Origin of the sequence: Sinomonas sp. B1-1 (assembly GCF_050474465.1) — a bacterium.
Lineage (GTDB): Bacteria > Actinomycetota > Actinomycetes > Actinomycetales > Micrococcaceae > Sinomonas > Sinomonas flava.
Genome location: NZ_JBCHVF010000010.1, coordinates 38,410 through 58,327 on the forward strand (window position 1 = coordinate 38,410; position 19,918 = coordinate 58,327).

Sequence of the window (19,918 nt, forward strand, 5' to 3'; positions counted from 1 at the left end):
CGTGCACGGTCGCTCGCGGGCCTCCGCCGACGGGGGCGTCAGACAACGGGGGCGTCAGACAACGAACCGACCCACAGCCGGGGGGAATGAGGCTTGGAAGGAGCAGTCCAGATGGAAACAGCACGCCGGGTTGTCGTCGTCACGGGCGCAAGTGGCGGGATCGGCCGCGCCTCGGCCGTCGCCTTCGGGAGGGAGGGAGACGCGGTAGCGCTGCTGGCGCGCGGCGAAGCCGGACTCGCCGGGGCGGCCGCCGAGGTCGAGGCCGCTGGCGGGAAGGCGCTCCCCATCGCCGTCGACGTCGCGGACGCCCACGCCGTGGACGACGCCGCCGAGCGCGTGGAGCGGGAACTGGGTCCCATCGACGTGTGGGTCAACGTGGCCTTCACCTCCGTCTTCTCACGCTTCGACGAGATCGAGCCCGAGGAGTTCAAGCGGGTGACTGAGGTGGCCTATCTCGGGTATGTCTACGGGACCATGTCCGCTCTCAAGCGCATGAAGGCGCGGGACCACGGGACGATCGTGCAGGTCGGCTCTGCCCTCGCCTATCGCGGGATCCCGCTGCAGACCGCGTACTGCGGTGCCAAGCACGCGATCCAGGGGTTCAATGAGTCGCTCCGTACCGAGCTCCTGCACGAGGGCAGCGGCGTCAGGACCACGATGGTCCAGATGCCGGCGGTCAACACCCCGCAGTTCTCGTGGGTGCTCTCACGCCTGGCGCACCAGGCGCAGCCCGTCCCGCCGATCTACCAGCCCGAGGTCGCGGCGCGCGGCGTCGTGTACGCGGCGGACCACCCGGAGCGCCGCGAGTACTGGGTAGGTGGCAGCACTGCGGCCACCCTCATCGCGAACGCCATCATGCCGGGCCTCCTGGACCGCTACCTCGCGAAGACGGGATTCCAAGCCCAGCAGACCCCGGAGCCCCGCGACCCGGACCAGCCCGCCAACCTGTGGAAGCCAGCTGATTCCTCGCGAGACTTCGGAACCCACGGGATCTTCGACAGCAAGTCCTCCGGCCGCAGCTACCAGCTCACGGCCTCACACCACCACGGCGCGGTCGCGGCCGTGGCGGGGACAGTCCTCGCCGGGGCTGCCGCAGCGGCGACTGCCTTCCTGCGGAAGGGCCCCCGGTGAAGCCCCTCGAACTGCTGCGCGCCGCCTACGGCACCGCTGAACTCCTGGCCCCCGGGACCGTCGAGGGCCTGCTCATCGGCCGCGCGCCGGACCAGCGTGCCCGGGCCGTCATCCGCATCCTGGGTGCACGGCACCTGCTCCAGGCCGTCGTGACAGCCTGCGGAGGGCGCACCCTCCATCGCCTCGGCGGCGGGGTCGACCTGGTCCACGCCCTCACCATGGTCGCCCTGGCCGCGTTCGACCGACGACGGCGACGCCCCGCCGTCGTCAATGCTGCCGTCGCACTGGCCTTCGCTGCAGGGGAGTGGCGGTGACCGGCGCAGCGTGCACGAGCACACGTGTCCCTTCTGAACCAGGAGCCGCATCATGAGAAAGGCCCATGAGACCCCACTGGAAGGCATCGACCGGCTGCTCGAGAACGTCGAGAAGGGCCGGTTCGAGCGGTCGCTCTCGGCGCTGACCGCCGCCGGCGCCCTCGTCACCGCCGCCGAGATCTACTTCGAGCACGACAAGGCCAGCTTCGGCAATCCGTGGATGTGGGCGCCGGTCGCGCTCGGCCCTGTCGGGGCAGCCGCGGGCGTCGCCGGGTTCTTCAGCCGGCGCATGGCCAAGACGGCCCTGCCGCTGGCCAGCGCGGCGATCGTGGCCAACGGACTCCAGGGAACGTACCTCCACGTGCGGGGCATCGCCCAGAAGCCCGGCGGGTTCTCGAACCTCCGCTACAACCTCGAGATGGGGCCGCCGCTCCTGGCACCGCTGCTGGTGACCCTCGTCGGAGGCATGGGACTGCTCGCCTCGGTGCTCAGGAGGGAGAAGTGAGCGCGCTGCCGCTCCCGTCCGTGGAGGGCGGCGACCGCTACCCCGGCTTCAGCAGCGCCGACCAGTCGAAGCACTGGGACCGGGCGACCCAGGGAGTGGTCCTCGCCCGGCTCGGCCGCCCTGCCGACATCCGCTTCTTCACGGTGCGCGAAGAGGCGATCGCCGGCGCCCTGTTCGACCAGCTGCTCGGGCAGCACTCCGACCCGCGGGTCCCGGTGCTGAACATGGTAGACACCCGGCTGGCCGAGGCGCGGACGGACGGCTGGCGCTATGCCGACCTTCCCGAGGACGGACAGGCGTGGCGGGACACGCTCGCGGCGTTGGACCAGGACGCCAGGGAACGCTTCGGGGACGGCTTCCCCGAGGTGGGACAGGACCACCAGGCGTCGCTCCTGCGCAGGATCCAGGAGCTCGGGACCGAGACGTGGCACGGAATGGCCGCGGCCAGGGTCTGGAGCCTGTGGACGCGGTACGCCTGCACCGCCTTCTACTCCCATCCCTGGGCCTGGGACGAGATCGGCTTCCCCGGACCCGCCTACCCCCGCGGCTACAAGAACCTCGGACTCGACCGGCGGGAGCCCTTCGAGGTCCGCGATGCCAAGCCCCGCGAGGATCCGGTGGAGCGGTGGAAGGGGGGCACGCGGTGAGCGCTCTCCGCGAACGGAACGACTCGGCGTGGCTCCTGCCGCCGCGGCCGGGGATGAACCACGGCCTGCGCAAGGACATGCGCCGCTTCGGTGACCAGGACGAGGTGGACGTCGCGATCGTCGGCTGCGGCGCCGGCGGGTCTACGCTGCTCCAACGCCTGGCCCGGGCCGGGTGGAAGGCCGTGGCGTTCGACGCCGGGCCGTTCTGGGACCCGGACCGGGACTGGGTCAGCGACGAGGCCGGCTCGCACCACCTCTACTGGACCGAGCCCCGCGTGATCGACGGAACCGATCCCGTGCCGCTGGGCTCGAACAACTCCGGCCGCGGGGTGGGCGGGTCGATGGTCCACTTCGCCGGGTACACCCCACGGTTCCACCCGAGCGACTTCCACACCTACAGCCTCGACGGCGTCGGGGCGGACTGGCCGCTCGAGTACCCGGACCTCAAGGGCTTCTACGAGGACATCGAGGAGGAGCTGCCCGTCGCAGGCGAACCGTGGCCGTGGGGTGACCCGCACGAGTACACCTACCGTCCTCACCCCGTGTCCGGGAACGGGGAAGTGTTCCTGCGCGGCGCGCTCGCCCGCGGGATCACCGCGAAGGTCGGCCCCGTCGCGATCGCCAACGGACGGTTCGGCAACAGGCCGCACTGCATCTACCGCGGCTTCTGCCTCCAGGGCTGCAAGGTCAACGCCAAGGCCTCGCCGCTCATCACCCACATCCCCGACGCGCTCGCGCACGGCGCGGAGGTGCGCGCCGACTCCATGGTGACCCGGATCGGCTTCGACGAGCACAGCGGACAGGCGACCGGCGTGCACTACGTGCGCGGCGGCGTCGAACGCTTCCAGCGCGCCCGCCTGGTCGCCGTCGCCGGGTACTCGATAGAGACCCCGCGCCTGCTGCTGAACTCCGCCAACCCGCGGTTCCCCGAGGGCATGTGCAACGACTTCGACCAGGTGGGCCGCTACCTCATGGTCCAGGGCGCGCCCCAGACCGGAGGACGCTTCGCCTCGGAGGTGCGGATGTACAAGGCGCCGCCGCCGGAGGTCAGCACCGAGGACTTCTACGAGACGGACCCCTCGAAGCCGTACAAGCGCGGATTCTCCCTCCAGACCGTCTCGCCGCTGCCCATCACCTGGGCCGAGCATGTGGCCTCGCAGGGCCACTGGGGCCAGGACCTGCGCCGCTACATGAGCGACTACCCGCACTGGTCGTGCCTCGGAGCGCTGTGCGAGTTCCTCCCGCTGGCCGAGAACCGGGTGACCCTCGCGGACGAGAAGGACCGCCACGGGCTGCCGGTCGCCAAGTTCTCCTACAGCCAGTGCGAGAACGACCGGATGCTCATGGAGGCTGCACAGACCGCCATGGAGGAGGTCCTGACCGGAGCCGGCGCCGAGGAGACGATGACCGTCAAGCGCTACGCCCACCTCGTCGGCGGCGCACGGATGGCCGGGGACGAACGGCACGGCGTCGTCGATTCCACCGGCCGCAGCTTCGCCGTCCCGAACCTCTACATCACCGACGGGAGCATCCTGCCCACCCAGGGCAGCGCCAACCCTGCCCTGACCATCATGGCCCTCGCAGCCCGCACCGCCTCGATCCTCATCAACGGCAAAGGAGACTGACATGGCATCCCAGACCGTGGCCGACTACCTGCTCTCACGCCTCCGGGAGTGGGACGTGGACAAGGTCTTCGCCTTCCCGGGCGACGGCATCAACGGCGTCCTCGCCGCCTTCGGCAAGGCAGGCAACCAGCCGAAGTTCATCCAGGCCCGGCACGAGGAGATGGCTGCGTTCGAGGCCGTCGGCTACGCCAAGTTCAGCGGCAGGGTCGGCGTCTGCATGGCCACCTCGGGCCCGGGCGCCATCCACCTGCTCAACGGCCTCTACGACGCGAAGCTGGACCACGTGCCGGTCGTCGCCATCGTCGGCCAGACCGCCCGCAGCGCGATGGGCGGCGCCTACCAGCAGGAAGTCGACCTGCTGACGCTGTTCAAGGACGTCGCCTCCGACTACCTCCAGATGGTCACCGTTCCCGAGCAGCTTCCGAACGTGCTCGACCGCGCCATCCGGATCGCGCTCGGCAAGCGGGCCCCCACCGCGATCGTGATCCCGAGCGACGTCCAGGAACTCGAGTACAGCGCCCCGACGCACGCCTTCAAGATGGTTCCCTCGAGCCTCGGGATCCGCTGGCCCCGGACCCAGCCCGACGACGAGGCCATCCTCGGCGCCGCGGACCTGCTGAACCAGGGCGAGAAGGTCGCGATGCTCATCGGCCAGGGAGCCCGGGGAGCCGCGGCCGAGGTCCGCGAGGTCGCCGACCTCCTCGGCGCCGGCGTGGCCAAGGCGCTCCTCGGCAAGGACGTGCTCGCCGATGACCTGCCCTACGTCACGGGCTCGATCGGCCTCCTGGGCACGCGCCCCAGCTACGAGATGATGATGGAGTGCGACACGCTCCTGACCGTGGGCTCGAGCTTCCCGTACACGCAGTTCATGCCCGAGGAGGGCCAGGCCCGGGGCGTCCAGATCGACATCGACCCCGGCATGATCGGGCTGCGGTACCCGTACGAGTACAACATCGTCTCCGACGCCGCCGCGGCCCTGCGCGCGCTCATCCCGCACCTGCGCCGGAAGGAGGACCGGTCCTGGCGCGACGACCTCGAGTCCAAGGTCACCCGGTGGTGGGAGACGATGCGGGCCGAGGCCATGGTCGAGGCCGACCCGGTCAACCCGATGCGCGTCTTCTCCGAGCTCTCCGACCGGCTCCCCGCCGACGCCATCGTCAGCGCCGACTCCGGCTCGTCCGCGAACTGGTACGCCCGGCAGCTGAAGTTCCACGGCACCATGAGGGGCTCGCTCTCGGGCAACCTCGCCACGATGGGCCCCGGCGTCCCCTACGCCATCGGGGCGAAGTTCGCCCATCCCGGGCGCCCGGTGATCGCGTTCGCCGGCGACGGAGCCATGCAGATGAACGGTCTGAACGAGCTCATCACGATCACCCGCTACTGGAGGGAATGGGACGATCCGCGGCTCATCATCGCGGTCCTGCACAACGACGACCTCAACCAGGTGACGTGGGAGATGCGCGCGATGGGCGGCGCGCCGGCGTTCCGTGAATCCCAGGACCTCCCCGACGTCGACTACGCGGCCATCGCCGGCGTCCTCGGCCTCGGCAGCATCGCCGTGGACAGCCCCGACCAGCTCGGACCCGCCTGGGAGGCGGCTCTCGCGGCTGACCGCCCGACCCTCCTCGATGTCCGCACCGACCCGGACATCCCTCCCATCCCGCCGCACGCCACGTTCGAGCAGGCCCTCAACAGTGCCAAGGCCATGCTCAAGGGCGACAGCAGCGCCTGGGGAGTCATCCGGGAAGGGGTGAAGACGAAGGCCCAGGAGTTCCTCCCCCACCGAAGCGAGGAGCACTGAGCAGTCAGCATCACAGCCGGTACCGGAGCGGCGCCGAGGGGTCGGGGGAGAGCGCGTCGACCGCGTCCTTCGCCGCCGCGCTCTGCCCGTTCGAGGTGAAGCACGGGACTGACTGGCTCTGCGGTTCCGGCGGCGAGATCCTGTCGCACATCTCGTTGACGTGCAGCCAGAGGTTCGTGTCGAACCAGTAGCCCGTGTGGCTGAGGATGCGCGGCAGGGCCTGCCCATAGACGTACCTGTCCGAGGGCGGGTCGAGGAGCAGCACGTCAACGCTCCCGACGGCGACCGTCTCGTCGCCGCTGTTGGCGGGCACATCCCAGTCCGCCTCGACATCCCCGCCGATGTAGTCGGTGAGGTAGTACAGGTTCTTCCACCGCACCGGGGCGAGGCCGCCCCTTCCCGCGGCGAGGCACCTCAGCAGCCCGTCGCTGAACAGCGCCGGGAAGGCCCACCGGTAGAGCTTCGCGAGCGGGGCACCGAACGTGACGAGGCCGATCTCGTGGTCCTTCGTGTCCTTGCGCTCCGAGCGCCGGGCCACGGTGGCGGCGGCGATCACGCTGCCCTGGGAATGCGCGCTGAGCACCACCCGGCCCCCGTTGTCGTGGATCCACCAGATGCGGCGCGTCAGGTCGGGGACGGCCCGCTCCGCGTACGCGGGCGGGGCGAAGGGGTGGAAGGCGCGGGGGAAGAACGTCCCGACGTCGAAGGGGACCATGAGGAGCCGGCGCTTCCGCTCGTCGCGGAGCGCGTACCGCACCACGAATCCGTAGGCGACCGGCAGGACGCCCACGATGCCCATCACGGCACCGGGGAGGATCACCGGAGGATCCTGGGCCATGAACAGGACCCAGAGCGGATAGGCGAACGCCCCGACCAGGCTGGGGACCGCCACCACGATGACCAGGGCCGCGGCGAGGGCGGGCGTCCTCTCGGCGATGACCCGCACCGTGGCCGTCCTCCGGACCCAGGACGTCGGCTCGCCCCGCCCTCCGGGGTCAGGATCGAGCGCCGAGTACATCCAGGCCTCCCGGTCCTTCGCCGCCGCCGCGGCCGCGGCATCCTGGACCACGGGGGGCGAAAGCGCGGGCTCCACGCCATGCGAAGGGCGGTAGGCCCGGCGGAGGTCCGCGGTGAGCGTCCCCGCATCCTTCCGGACGCGGGCCCACAGGCGCACCCCGGCGACCATCAGGAGCCCGACCAGGACGGCGCCGAGCGCGCATACCAGGATGGTCTGGACCGAGATGACCGCCTTGGGCACGCAGACCACTGAACCGTCGCATCCGTCGGCCGCGCCCACGCCGTACCTGACCGGGCCGAGGCCCAGGGCGACGAGCAGCATGGCGGACACGAGCACTCCGTTGGCGAGCACGAGCGCCACCGCGTTGAGCACCACGGGGGCCGCCCAGGGGAAGACGCCGATCCGCGTGTGCGCCTCGCGGTCACCCGTCGTCTCCCTCCTCCGCTCGTCTCTGCGGCGGGAGGCCCACGCCGCGATCTGCTGGACGATGAGGGGGAGCAGGAGGAGGACCGAGAGCCCCCAGCCCGTATTCACCGCAGCGACGATGCCGGGCAGCACGCCGCCGGGCTGCCCGGGGTGGGCGGGCAGCAGGAGGGCGGCCGCGACCGCGGCCCCGAGAGCGGCGACCGAGGCCCCCAGGAGGACCCAGGACAGCGGCCCGCGCGCCTCGTCCCCGGCAAGGGCCACGAGCACGGCCGTGAGGACCAGCACGGCAAGGACCAGCGCCGAGACGGCGAGCACTGCGACGGCGGACCCGCCGTCCGGCGCCCCGGCGCCCTGCCTTTGACCCGCGCCGACAGCGGCCACGCACCAGGCCAGCATCGCCGCGGCCACGCCGATCCCGGCTGCAAGGTGGAGGTTGGAGAGGTGCGAGTGCCAGAGCCGCCCGGACCAGAAGGCGGGGCTGCGCAGGCCCCCGGGCTGGGCCGCCGCGCAGCGGGTTGAGGGCTCCGGTTGGGACTCCTTGTCCGCGGGCGGCTCCACGTTCTCGTACCGGTTCCGGGAGACCCGGGCCAGGAGGTAGAACAGGACTGCGACGGCCACGGGCGGCAGAGCTCCCCACGCCAGGCGCACGCCGAGGAGGTCCCGCGGGGCCAGGGCGTCCAGGACGCCTGTGGCCCACAGGTGCTCTCGGCAGGGGACCTGCCCGAGGCACTGGAACGCCACCGTGTCGAGGCTCGGCAGCGTCACCATCACCGCCACGCTGACCGTGAGCGCCAGGGCCGCGAGCCTGGCACACCAGCGGAAGGCGCGGGTGGTCGGCGGCCTCTCGGCCTCCTCCGACCCGGACATGACGCGCCGCCGCGCCATCCAGCCGGCCATGTTCGCGAGCATCGCCGGAGTGAGCAGCGTCCACAGCACACGGACCGGCGAATGCGAGGTCAGGCCGCCCCACGCGTACGCCTCGAGGTGGCGACCGCGCGAATCGGCAGTCCGGTAGAACCCTGCGATCCGGTCACCCCAGACCCGCGTGGGCTTGAGGTCGCCGAGGAGCTCCTCCGGGGTGAAGCCGCCCACGCCGTGCACGCGGATTTCTGTGAGTCCCGCCAGGGCGGCTGGTTCCGGTACCAGGCCCCCTGACCCGTTCGAGTCTCCCGTCACGCCACAAGTTGACCACCGCGGGCAGCGCGCGGGAATACGCGGCACGATCCCATGCGCACGACTTTTCGCGCCCGCGGATGACGCAGGGCCGGAATCCGGGGTAGCAAGGAGGCATGACGCTGACTCCCGTGCGCGCAGGGGCGAAGGCGGTGCAGTCGCTCGTCGACGAGCTGCGCCGGACCATCGAGGGCGACGTCGACGACTCCTCGCTCGCCCGGGCGCTCTACTCCTCCGACGCCGCGAACTACCGGGTGGTGCCCGGCGCCGTCGTCCTCCCGCGCTCGCGGGAGGACGTGCTCACGGCGGTGGCCGCCGCGCGCGAGCACGGTGTCCCCGTCACGGACCGCGGCGCGGGGACCTCGATGGCGGGCAACGCCGTCGGCCCCGGCCTCGTGCTCGACTTCTCGCGCTACCTCAACCGCATCGTCTCCATCGACCCGGGCGCGCGGACTGCGGTGGTGCAGCCCGGCGTCGTGCTCAAGGACCTCCAGGCCGCCTGCGCGCCGCACGGGCTGCGGTTCGGCCCGGACCCCGCGAGCGGATCCCGGTGCACGCTCGGCGGCATGATCGGCAACAACGCCTGCGGCGCCCACGCGATGTCCTACGGCCGGACCGCGGACAACGTGCTCTCCCTGACCTGGCTCACCGGCACCGGCGAGGTGGTCACGGCCTCCTCCGGGCCCGGCGCCATCGACGCCGTTCCCGGCCTCCGCGGCTTCGCCGACGCGCACTTGGCGCTGCTCCGCACGGAGTTCGGCCGCTTCAGCCGGCAGGTCTCGGGATACGCCCTCGAGCACCTCCTCCCCGAGAACGGCCGCAATGTCGCCGCCGCGCTCGTCGGCACGGAGGGCACGTGCGGGGTGCTCCTCGAGGCCGCCCTCCGGCTCGTCCCGCGGGCCGAATCGCCCGCGCTCGCCGTGCTCGGCTACCCCGACCTCGCCGCCGCGGCCGACGACGTCCCCCGCCTCCTGCCCTTCCACCCCCTCGCGCTCGAGGGCCTCGAAACGCGTCTGCTCGACGCCGTCCGCCGCTCCAAGGGCCCGGACGCGGTGCCCGACCTGCCCGAGGGCGGCTGCCTCCTCCTCGCCGAGGTCCCCGGGGACTCGCCCGACGACGCCCTCAACGCTGCGCGCCGCCTCGCGGATGCGGCAGCCACCGACGAGACCCAGGTTTTCCCCGCCGGGCCCGAGTCCGCCCGGCTGTGGCGCATCCGCGAGGACGGCGCGGGGCTCGCGGGCCGGACCGAGAAGGACGACCAGGCCTGGCCCGGCTGGGAGGACTCCGCCGTCCCGCCCGAGCGGCTCGGCGACTATCTCCGCGACCTCAGGGCGCTCATGGACAGCGAGGGCCTCACCGGCATGGCGTACGGGCACCTCGGCGACGGGTGCGTGCACCTCCGCATCGACTTCCCCCTCGAGCGCGACGGCGCGCTCATGCGCCGGTTCCTCGGGTGCGCTGCGGAGCTGGTCGCCGCGCACGGCGGATCCCTCTCCGGAGAGCACGGCGACGGCCGCGCCCGGTCCGAGCTGCTGCCCGCGATGTACAGCGCCGAGGCGCTCGCCGCCATGGCGGAGTTCAAGGCCCTCTTCGACCCGGAGGACTTCCTCAACCCGGGGATCGTGGTCCGGCCGGCGCCGCTGTACGCGCACCTCCGCCGCCCGCGCGCGGCCGAGCTCACGGTCACCGACGGCTTCGCCTTCGCAGACGACGGCGGCAGCGTCACCAAGGCGGTCCACCGGTGCGTGGGCGTGGGGAAGTGCCGCGCGGACCCGAGGGGCGAGGGCGGCTTCATGTGCCCGTCCTTCATCGCCACGCGAGAGGAGAAGGACTCGACGCGGGGGCGGGCGCGGGTGCTCCAGGAGATGCTCAACGGAGGCGTGGTCCGGCTGGGATGGCGGTCGCCCGAGGTGCACGACGCCCTCGACCTGTGCCTGAGCTGCAAGGCCTGCGCGACGGACTGCCCGACAGGGATCGACATGGCGACCTACAAGTCCCAGACCCTGTTCGAGGCCTACCGCGGCCGGATCCGCCCCCGCACCCACTACACCCTGGGCCGGCTGCCGCAGTGGCTCCGCGTCGCGGCGCCCTTCGCAGTGCTCCTCAATGCCGCCGCGCGGGTCGCACCGCTGCGGCGGGCCGCGCTCGCGTTCATGGGGGCGGACCGCCGCCGCTCGCTCCCGCGCCTGCCCACGGTGCCGTTCCGCTGGGACCGGGCCGCGCGGCGTCGTGCGCCCGCCCCCGCCGGGGCGCCGCGCGTGCTGCTGTGGGTGGACTCGTTCTCCGACGCGCTCGACCCGGCAGTCCCGCGCGACGCGCTCGAGGTGCTGCGGGCCGCGGGGTGCGACATCGAGGTGGCCGGCGCCGGGGCGTGCTGCGGGCTCACGTACATCTCGACCGGGCAGCTCGCCGCAGCGAAGGCGCGCCTGAGGCGGACCCTCGACGTGCTCGTGCCGCACGTGCGGGACGGGCGGACGGTGGTCGGGCTCGAGCCGAGCTGCACCGCGACCCTGCGCTCCGACCTCACGGAGCTCCTTCCGGACGATCCCCGCGCCGCGGAGCTCTCGGGGGCCGTCACGACCGTCGCCGAGTTCCTGACAGGCATCGGCTGGGAGCCGCCGCGGGTAGGGGAGAAGCTGCTCGTCCAGCCGCACTGCCACCACTACTCCGTGATGGGCTACGGCGCCGACCGCGCTCTCCTGGCCGCGATGGGATGCGATGTGGAGGTCTCGGCCGGCTGCTGCGGCCTCGCCGGGAACTTCGGCATGGAGGCCGGGCACTACGAGGTGTCCGAGCGGATCGCCCGGGGCGGGATCCTCGCGAAGGCCGCGGCCGCGCCGGACCGGGCCGTCCTCGCCGACGGCTTCTCGTGCCGCACCCAGGTCCGCGACCTCGCCCGCCTGGAGAGCAGGCACCTCGTGCAGGTCCTCGCCGAGGCGCTGCGCGCACGGCCCTGAGGCGGGCACGCACGACGGCGGGTGGGCGACGCTGCTGCGCCGCCCACCCGCCGTCGTCCGTGCGTTGCCGCTAGCGGTTGCGCCGGCGAAGGCCCTCACCGTCGACACCGTCGGTGTCGATGTGCTCCTTCGCGACGTCCTCGCTCACGGTCTCCTCGTCGGTGACGGTCTCTGTGCCGAGCTTGACGCGCTCCACAGGGACGGTCTCCTTATCGACCACGGGACGCTCCTCGTGGAGGGTGACCTCGTGCTCCTCCTCGGAGAGGTCCGGGCCGTCCATCGCGGCGCCGCGGTTCTCGTCCGTGATGGGCTCGCGCTCCACGCGGACCTCTTCGCGCTGGACCGGGACCGTCTTGGTGACGTTCTCGGTCGTGACGTACTTGCGCAGGCGGGCACGGCCCGTCTCCTGCCGCTCGGTGCCGACGTTGAGCCGCTCCTCCGAGCGGGTCATGGCGTCGTCGGTCGTCGGGCCGGAGGTGTCGCGACCCTCGGTGCCGGTGACCTCGTCCGTGCGGCGCGTGCCGGTGCCCTCGTCGTAGCCCGGCTCCACACCGCCGGCTGCCCGTGCGTCGGTGCGCCCGTCGCCGCGGAGGCCGTCGCCGCCAACGCCCTCGCCGGTGCCGTAGGACGGCGCGGTGCGGCCGTAGTGGGTGTAGAGCCGGTCCTCCTCGGTGCGCTCGAGGTGCCCGTCGGGATCGACCCGGGGAGCGTCTTTCACCTGATCCTTGGTGTAGGGCACCACGATGTCCTCGCCGCGCACGCTCGAGTCGTGCAGGGGGACGAAGGACTCGTGCGTGCCGAAGAGCCCGGTCTTGACCGTGACCCAGTTCGGGTTGTTGGTGTCGTCATCGAGGTAGAGGTCCCCGATCCGTCCGATCTTCTCGCCGTCCTGGCCGATGACGTCCCCGTTGCCGGGCGTAATGGTGTCGAACTGTTCCCGTGTGACCATCGTGATTTTCTCCTTTGGTCTGCTGGATCGTGCCGTACCTTCTCGGGTACCCCCGTGTCTTGAGGGAAGTGGCTGTTCTCGCGCCAGCCGCGTCGACCGTGATCGTCGGCAGTCGCTGCCCGGCGCGCGAATGACTCACCAGTACCCAAGGCTTCCCCGGCCAAAACATGGCCGCCGAGGTCACCCCCTGTGCCGCCGAGGTCACCCGGTGTGGTGCCGAGGTCATCCCGTGTGGGCGCGAGGTCACCCGGTGTGGTGCCGAGGTCACCCAGTTCAGACGGGGCACGGGTGGAAGTGCCGTTCTCGCGGTGCAGTCCGCGAGGAGCAGAGTTCGTTGCGAGAGAGGCACGCGGGGTGACTTCGCGCCCACACGGGATGACTTCGCGCCGACAGGGGGTGATCTCGCGCCCACGGGGGGTGACGTCGCGCCCACAGGGGGTGACCTCGGCGGAGTGGGGCGGGGAGCATTGTGCGGCCTTATGCTGGCGTGCTACGTTTCGGGCGATCGTGACGCATCGGCAGGAGGTGAGACCCATGAACGCAGTATCCGCAGTGGGTGCTCCCCCGCAGACCACGATCGCGCGACTGGGCTAGTCGCCACCGGGAGTGCCCGAGAGGCACGTTCGCGAAAGGCGACTCCCATGAACGCAGCACCTTCTTTCAACGCAGCACCTTCTTCACCTCGTCACACCCCCGATGCCCCCACCGAGCGGGCTCTGGTCCTCGGCGGCGGCGGGTCGACGGGCAACGCCTGGCTGATCGGCGTCATTGCGGGCCTGTCCGAGGCCGGACTCGACGTCACCGACGCCGACCTGATCGTCGGGACCTCCGCCGGATCGACCGCCGCGGCCCAGATCACCGCGGCCAGCCCCGCCGACCTCTACGCCGCCGTCCTCGCCGCGCCCGAGCACGCAGGGCCGGCAACGCCGCAGTCTGCGAGCGTGGGCGCCGCGACCGGAAGGGTGGCCGACCAGCTCGAGAGGACGGCGAAGATCATCGCCGCCGCCCAGGATCCCGAGGACATGCGCCGCAGGATGGGCGCGTTCGCACTCGAGAGGGACGCAGGGCCGGACGGCGCGGCACACACCCGGTGGCACGCCGTCGTCGCCGGCCGCCTCCCGAGCCAGGGCTGGCCGGACCGGCGCCTGCTGATCACCGCCGTCGACGCCGTCACGGGGGAGCCCGCCGTGTTCGACCGCGACACCAGAGTCGAGCTGGTGGACGCCGTGGCCGCAAGCTGCTCGAGTGGCTTCGCCTACGCCATCGGCACCAGCCGCTACATCGACGGCGGATACCGACGGAACGAGAACGCCGATCTGGCAGCCGGATACCGGCGCGTGCTGGTGCTGTCGCCGTTCGGGGGCAGGACGCGGCATCCGCTGCAGTGGCGCATGCAGCTCGCCGCGCAGGTCGACGAGCTCCGCGCGGCCGGCAGCAGGGTCGAGACGGTCTTCCCGGACAGCAGCGCCGAGCACCTGTTCGGGGCCAACGCCATGGACAACACCCTGCGCCCAGCGGCCGCGCGGGCCGGCCACAGCCAGGGCACGGCCCTGGCCGGCCGGCTCGCGGCGTTCTGGCGCTGACCCCGGCGGAAGCCCCGCGTCGTGGAACGCAACCCCGTGGTCCGGTGTTGGCAACTCTTCGGTTCCTGTCACGCCGTCACGGACCCTTGAACCTTCGTGACAGGACGCGCAATCTTGCCGTGTCCAGCGAGTGAGGCATCTGACGAACGGAGCCAGCGATGACGCAGATCACGATCAATGGCGTGTCCCTCGACCCGGCCGCCGAGGCGGCGGCCCCCGCGGCGCACGCGCGCGAGGTGACCGATGCGGCGTCGTCGGACTACATCCTCGTCCAGACGGCCGAACCGCTCACCGAGGACCACCGCGCCCAGCTCGAGGCGACCGGCGCCGTCGTGCACGAGTACGTCCCCGACGACACGTACCTGTGCGGCTTCGAGCCCAAGGACCTCGGGCCGGTGCGGGCGCTCCCGTTCGTCACGTGGGCAGGCGTCTACCTGCGCGGCTTCAAGGTCAATCCCGCGCTCCGCGACGAGCCGCCCGCCGTGGCACGCGAGATCGTGCCGCGGGAGGTCGGACCACGGCCCTCGCGCAAGCCGCGCACGGTCGACGTCGTGCTGCACGACGACGTCGACCCCGCCTCGGCGGGGGTGCTCGAGCAGATCGCCGCCGCGGCCAAACTCGACCCGAGCTCGCTCGAGCCCGGGCGGCACAAGGTCCGCATCACGGTCGAGCAGGGCATGCTCGACCGCATCGCCGCCGTGGACAAGGTGCGGCACATCGAGGAGGTCCCGCAGCGCCAGCTGTTCAACAACCACTCGCGGGTGATCCTGCACGCGGACGTGCTCGTCAACGGGACCGAGTACAAGGGCGACGGCGAGGTCGTGGCCGTCGCGGACACCGGCTTCGACAAGGGCTCGACGACGGACGTCCACCCCGCGTTCACGGGCCGGGTCGACAAGCTGTACGCGCTCGGCCGGCCGAACCCGGCCAACGCGGACGACCCGCACGGCCACGGGACCCACGTGGCCGGCTCCGTCCTCGGGGACGGCACCTCCGCCACGATGGGCGGCGCGATCCAGGGGACGGCGCCGGCCGCGAGGCTCGTCCTGCAGTCGACGCTGGACTCCGCAGGACAGCTCGGCGGCCTCCCCGCGGACCTCCACGACCTGTTCCGGCCGCCCTACGACACCGACGGCGCCCGGGTGCACACCAACTCGTGGGGCTCGACGACGCCGGGCCTCCCGTACGATTCGAGCTCCCAGGAGATCGACGACTTCGTCTGGACCCACCAGGACATGGTCATCACGTTCGCCGCCGGCAACGACGGGGCCGACAAGGACCGGGACGGACTCGTGGACGGCGGCTCGATCGGGTCCCAGTCCGCGGCGAAGAACTGCATCACGGTCGGGGCGAGCGAGGGGGACCGGCCGGCGTTCGCCCCCACCTACGGCCAGTACTGGCCGGCGGACTTCCCCAGCAACCCCGTGCGCAGCGACCGGCAGGCCAACCGCACCGACGGCATGGTCGCCTTCAGCAGCCGGGGCCCGACCAAGGAGCAGCGCATCAAGCCCGACGTCGTCGCCCCCGGGACCTGCATCCTGTCCACCCTGTCGCGGAGGGTCGCATCGCCGTCGTCCGACTTCGGCACCTCCACGGACCCGCTGTGGTTCTTCGACAGCGGCACGAGCATGGCCACGCCGCTCGTCGCGGGGTGCGTCGCCGTCCTCCGGGAGACGCTCGTGAAGAACGGCACGGCGACGCCCAGCGCCGCCCTGGTGAAGGCACTCCTCATCAACGGCGCGGTCGAGCTCGCCGGGCAGTATGTCCCCACCGAGGCCGGCGTCTCGCCCAATGGCAGCTCCGGCTGGGGCAGGGTGGACCTCGCCGGGTCCGTCATCATCCCGGGCCCGAGGTCGGACGGCGGCTTCGGCGAGGGCGGCCCGCTCAAGCAGGGCGAGGAGGAGAGCTTCACGGTCGACATTCCAGGCAAGGGCGACGCCGCCGCCTCGCCTGCCGCTGCCGGCTCGGCGACGTTCAAGGTCACCCTCGTCTGGTCCGACCCGCCCGGGGCGGCCCTCCAGAACGACCTCGACCTCATCGTGCGGGCTGCGGACGGCACGGAGCGCCACGGCAACATGGGCACCTCCGACGGCTTCGACCGCCGCAACAACGTCGAGCAGGTCCTCTGGCAGAACATGCCGCCGGGGAAGGCCACGGTCGTGGTCCGCGCGTTCCGCATCACGCGGTTCCCGCAGCCGTACGCCTACGCCTGGCGGATCGGCTGAGGCGCGCTCGGCGTCTCCTTCTGCCACGGCCAGCGGCCGGTGATCTCCAGCTCGAGGGAGAAGCTCAGGAACGTCCGGATGAGGACGATCACGGCGAGCACGGCAACGCTCTGGAGGGTCGGGGTCACGGCAACCGTGCGGATGATGTCCGCTGCGACCAGGAGCTCGAGCCCGAGGAGGATCGACCTGCCCAGCAGCTGCCGGTAGGAGCGGTACACGCTCTTGCCGGCCGGACCCGGCTTTCGGAGGGCCAGGGGAATCGACACGAGCGCTCCGATGACCATGACGGTCACCCCGGCGACGTCCACGTACTGGCCAATTGCCTCGATCACTGCCCGGTAGTCCACGCGCGTCTCCTCGTCGCCGTCGTCCGCTGGGACGTTGCCCCGGGTGCGCGGGGCTGAAACGCCGCACGCGGCGGCGGGACGCCGGGGGCGAGGGACGCGCGGAGGAGGGCCTCACCCTGAACGGGTGAGGCCCTCCTGCAGCGCGGTGGCTGGCCCGATCAGCCGGCGATTCAGCCCTCGGCGGGGTCGAGGACGAAGTCGTACACCATCTCCTCGCCCTTGCCGTCCGCGGCCGGCTTGGGGTCGAGGATGAGCTCGGGCTTGACGGCCGAGGCGATGTCGTCGTCGTTGTGGGCGTCGCCCGGGAAGTAGAGCTGCGCGGTGATGAGCTCGTGGCCCGGAGCCGAGACCTTGACGTGGATGTGCGCCGGGCGCCACGCGTGCCAGCCGGCGGCGGCGATCAGCTTGCCGCAGGCGCCGTCGGTCGGGATCTGGTACGGGGCCGGGCGCATCGTCTGGATCTCGAAGTTGCCGTTCTCGTCGGCGAGGACGGTGCCGCGGAGGTTCCACTCGGGCAGGCCCGGGGCGTACTGCGAGTAGAAGCCCGCACCGTCGGCGTGCCAGATCTCCACCTTGCCGGGGAGGCCGTTGCCGTCGAGGTCGCGGATCTGGCCCTTCCAGGTCAGCTCGGTGCCGGGCTCGTCGTCGCGGCGCGGCAGGCGGGCCGGGGTCTTCTGGGCGGGGGAGTCCGGCACGTAGTACGGGCCCTCGATGGTGCCCTTGGAGCCCTTGCGGTTCTCCGTCGCGACCTCCTCAACGACGTGCTCGACCCACACGTCGAGGAAGAGCGGCCACTCGCCGTCCTCGCCGACGCTGATCAGCCAGTCCTTGAGGGCGTTGTACTCGGCGTACGTGACCTTGTGCTTGCGGATGGTGGCGTAGACGGCCTCGAGCACCTCGCGGGCAAGCAGCGAGACGCGCTCCTGGGGCACCTCGAGCGCGGCGCGCTTGCCGCTGGCCTTGAAGCGCTCGGTGGCCTTGTTGCCGGACTCGGCAGCCTTCGCGTCGAATTCGGTGATGGTCTGGCTCATGGTCATCCTCCTCGATGATTGGCCGGGTGGGGGCTGTCTGATCAGCCGTCGGCGTGATGGGCGGCACAGTCGGTCGCGTTGCCCTTCACGCTAGGCCTCGGTATTGCGTGCACACAAATACCTAGTTCCATCTCATTGATATTCAGTGCGTTTGAAAAGCACCCTTGGTCGACCCTAGGCAAAAGCCCAGTGTGATCGGCCTCACGGCTTGACAGGATCTTTCACAGCCCGCGACGACGACGTCGTGGAAAGCCACAGGCAAAGGGAGACAACCAATGACGGAAACCCTGGACCACGTCCGCGCCCAGCTCTCCGACGCACTCATCGAAGACGCGTCGACCGGGACCTACCGAGCCAAGCGCAGCATCTTCACCGACGAGGAGCTGTTCGAGCTCGAGATGAAGTACATCTTCGAGGGCAACTGGGTCTACCTGGCCCACGAGAGCCAGATCCCCAACGTCGGGGACTACTTCACGACCTACATCGGCCGCCAGCCGATCGTCATCTCGCGCGGCAAGGACGAGCAGCTCCACGCCCACATCAACGCCTGCAGCCACCGCGGCGCGATGCTCTGCCGCCGCAAGACGGACAACCGCACCACCTTCACCTGCCCATTCCACGGCTGGACGTTCTCGAACAACGGCAAGCTGCTCAAGGTCAAGGACCCGAAGGGCGCCGGCTACCCCGAGCAGTTCAACAAGGAGGGCTCGCACGACCTCACGAAGGTGGCCCGCTTCGAGAGCTACCGGGGCTTCCTGTTCGGCAGCATCAACCCGGATGTCAAGCCGCTGACGGAGCACCTCGGCGAGTCCACCAAGATCATCGACATGATCGTGGACCAGTCGCCGGAGGGCCTCGAGGTGCTCCGCGGCTCCTCGACCTACACGTACGACGGCAACTGGAAGGTCCAGGCCGAGAACGGTGCCGACGGCTACCACGTCTCTGCGACCCACTGGAACTACGCCGCGACCACCGCCCGCCGCGGCACCGGCGAGTCGGCCAACGAGACCAAGGCCATGGACGCCGGCACGTGGGGCAAGCAGGGCGGCGGCTACTACTCGTTCGAGCACGGCCACCTCCTGCTGTGGATGTGGTGGGGCAACCCGCAGGACCGCCCCAACTTCGACATGAAGGAGGAGTGGACAAAGAAGTTCGGCGCCGAGCGCGCGGAGTTCATGATCGGCGCCTCCCGCAACCTGTGCCTCTACCCGAACGTCTACCTCATGGACCAGTTCAGCTCGCAGATCCGCCACTTCCGGCCGATCTCCGTGGACAAGACCGAGGTCACGATCTACTGCATCGCCCCGAAGGGCGAGTCCGCCGAGGCCCGCGCCAACCGCATCCGCCAGTACGAGGACTTCTTCAACGCCACCGGCATGGCCACCCCGGACGACCTCGAGGAGTTCCGCTCCTGCCAGAAGACGTACCTCGCCTCCGCCGCCCCGTGGAACGACATGAGCCGCGGCCAGACCCACCAGATCACCGGCCCGGACGAGACCGCCAAGGGCCTGGGCCTCAACCCGATCTCGAGCGGGGTCAAGACCGAGGACGAGGGCCTGTACCCGATCCAGCACGGCTACTGGCGCGAGGCGATGCACGCCGCCATCGCCGAAGAGACGAAGAACGAGACGAAGGAGTTCTCCAAGTGACGCTCATGGCAACGATCGTGCCCGGGACCGTCGGGCTCGAGGACGTCCGCCAGTTCCTCTACCGCGAGGCCAGCTTCCTCGACGACCGAGAGTTCGACCGCTGGGTGGACTGCTACCACCCCGAGGCGGAGTTCTGGATGCCCGCGTGGGCCGACGACGACACCCTCACCGAGGACCCGCAGCGGGAGATCTCCCTCATCTACTACCCCAACCGGGGCGGCCTCGAGGACCGCGTGTTCCGCATCAAGACCGAGCGCTCGGGTGCCACGAGCCTCCCGGACCCGCGTACGGGCCACAACATCACCAACGTCGAGATCCTGCGCCAGGAGGGCGACGTCGTGGACGTCCGCTTCAACTGGTTCACGCTCTACTACCGCTACAACACCGTTGACACGTACTTCGGAGTCTCCTTCTACACGATCGACTTCTCCGGCACGCAGCCGGTCATCACCAAGAAGAAGGTCGTCCTCAAGAACGACTACATCCACCACGTCGTGGACATCTACCACATCTGAGAAGGCCTTCAGGAGACCAACC

At 71.0% G+C, this 19,918-nt stretch carries 15 protein-coding genes; 11 read left to right on the forward strand and 4 right to left on the reverse strand.

Going from position 1 to position 19,918, the window contains the following annotated elements:
• Positions 1 to 111 precede the first annotated feature (111 nt).
• The 6 genes from ACQ5BE_RS13970 to ACQ5BE_RS13995 are packed head-to-tail and all read left to right on the forward strand — an operon-like array spanning position 112 to position 6,023.
• Positions 112 to 1,131: an SDR family oxidoreductase gene (locus tag ACQ5BE_RS13970; protein WP_430297560.1), complete on the forward strand. Its 1,020-nt coding sequence runs from the start codon at positions 112 to 114 to the stop codon at positions 1,129 to 1,131.
• Positions 1,128 to 1,445, forward strand: coding sequence for a hypothetical protein (locus tag ACQ5BE_RS13975; RefSeq protein WP_430297561.1), 318 nt, complete (start codon positions 1,128 to 1,130; stop codon positions 1,443 to 1,445). Before ACQ5BE_RS13970 ends, ACQ5BE_RS13975 begins: the two co-directional genes overlap by 4 nt.
• Before the next feature lie 52 nt (positions 1,446 to 1,497).
• Positions 1,498 to 1,950, forward strand: a complete 453-nt coding sequence (locus ACQ5BE_RS13980; protein WP_344300820.1) for a hypothetical protein — start codon at positions 1,498 to 1,500, stop codon at positions 1,948 to 1,950.
• Positions 1,947 to 2,597 carry a gluconate 2-dehydrogenase subunit 3 family protein gene (locus ACQ5BE_RS13985; RefSeq protein ID WP_430297563.1) on the forward strand — a complete coding sequence of 217 codons (651 nt, stop codon included), beginning with the start codon at positions 1,947 to 1,949 and terminating at the stop codon, positions 2,595 to 2,597. The genes ACQ5BE_RS13980 and ACQ5BE_RS13985 overlap by 4 nt, the downstream gene beginning before the upstream one ends.
• Entirely contained in the window at positions 2,594 to 4,222 is a 1,629-nt protein-coding gene (locus ACQ5BE_RS13990) for a GMC family oxidoreductase (RefSeq protein WP_430297565.1), read from the forward strand. The genes ACQ5BE_RS13985 and ACQ5BE_RS13990 overlap by 4 nt, the downstream gene beginning before the upstream one ends.
• A gap of 1 nt (position 4,223) precedes the next feature.
• Complete coding sequence (locus ACQ5BE_RS13995) at positions 4,224 to 6,023, forward strand: thiamine pyrophosphate-requiring protein (protein WP_430297567.1); 1,800 nt, start codon at positions 4,224 to 4,226, stop codon at positions 6,021 to 6,023.
• A gap of 10 nt (positions 6,024 to 6,033) precedes the next feature.
• Here ACQ5BE_RS13995 and ACQ5BE_RS14000 read toward each other — a convergent pair whose 3' ends face one another.
• The gene (locus tag ACQ5BE_RS14000; protein ID WP_430297568.1) at positions 6,034 to 8,568 is read right to left on the reverse strand and encodes a hypothetical protein; all 2,535 of its coding nucleotides are present in this window, start codon (positions 8,566 to 8,568) and stop codon (positions 6,034 to 6,036) included.
• Between the two features lie 188 nt (positions 8,569 to 8,756).
• On the opposite strand from ACQ5BE_RS14000, the gene ACQ5BE_RS14005 reads away from it, so the two are divergent.
• Positions 8,757 to 11,597, forward strand: a complete 2,841-nt coding sequence (locus ACQ5BE_RS14005; protein ID WP_430297569.1) for an FAD-binding and (Fe-S)-binding domain-containing protein — start codon at positions 8,757 to 8,759, stop codon at positions 11,595 to 11,597.
• 70 nt (positions 11,598 to 11,667) lie between these two features.
• Here ACQ5BE_RS14005 and ACQ5BE_RS14010 read toward each other — a convergent pair whose 3' ends face one another.
• Complete coding sequence (locus ACQ5BE_RS14010) at positions 11,668 to 12,546, reverse strand: DUF2382 domain-containing protein (protein WP_430297570.1); 879 nt, start codon at positions 12,544 to 12,546, stop codon at positions 11,668 to 11,670.
• Positions 12,547 to 13,187: 641 nt separating this feature from the next.
• Here ACQ5BE_RS14010 and ACQ5BE_RS14015 point away from each other — a divergent pair.
• Positions 13,188 to 14,129, forward strand: coding sequence for a patatin-like phospholipase family protein (locus ACQ5BE_RS14015; RefSeq protein WP_430297571.1), 942 nt, complete (start codon positions 13,188 to 13,190; stop codon positions 14,127 to 14,129).
• A 158-nt stretch (positions 14,130 to 14,287) separates the two neighbouring features.
• Positions 14,288 to 16,354, forward strand: a complete 2,067-nt coding sequence (locus ACQ5BE_RS14020) for a S8 family serine peptidase (RefSeq protein ID WP_430297572.1) — start codon at positions 14,288 to 14,290, stop codon at positions 16,352 to 16,354.
• Here ACQ5BE_RS14020 and ACQ5BE_RS14025 read toward each other — a convergent pair.
• Positions 16,333 to 16,701, reverse strand: a complete 369-nt coding sequence (locus tag ACQ5BE_RS14025; protein WP_208710927.1) for a DUF1622 domain-containing protein — start codon at positions 16,699 to 16,701, stop codon at positions 16,333 to 16,335. The two genes, ACQ5BE_RS14020 and ACQ5BE_RS14025, sit on opposite strands and share 22 nt — an antisense overlap.
• 170 nt (positions 16,702 to 16,871) lie before the next feature.
• Positions 16,872 to 17,732, reverse strand: a complete 861-nt coding sequence (gene catA / locus ACQ5BE_RS14030) for a catechol 1,2-dioxygenase (RefSeq protein WP_430297573.1) — start codon at positions 17,730 to 17,732, stop codon at positions 16,872 to 16,874.
• Positions 17,733 to 18,007: 275 nt separating this feature from the next.
• Here catA and benA point away from each other — a divergent pair, with 275 nt between their 5' ends.
• Together benA and benB are read left to right on the forward strand one after the other, a co-directional pair.
• A complete protein-coding gene (benA, locus tag ACQ5BE_RS14035) occupies positions 18,008 to 19,381 on the forward strand; it encodes a benzoate 1,2-dioxygenase large subunit (protein WP_430297574.1) in 1,374 nt (457 codons plus the stop codon).
• A 5-nt stretch (positions 19,382 to 19,386) separates the two neighbouring features.
• On the forward strand, positions 19,387 to 19,896 hold the full coding sequence (gene benB, locus ACQ5BE_RS14040) for a benzoate 1,2-dioxygenase small subunit (RefSeq protein ID WP_344300855.1): 510 nt from the start codon (positions 19,387 to 19,389) through the stop codon (positions 19,894 to 19,896).
• Positions 19,897 to 19,918 lie beyond the last annotated feature (22 nt).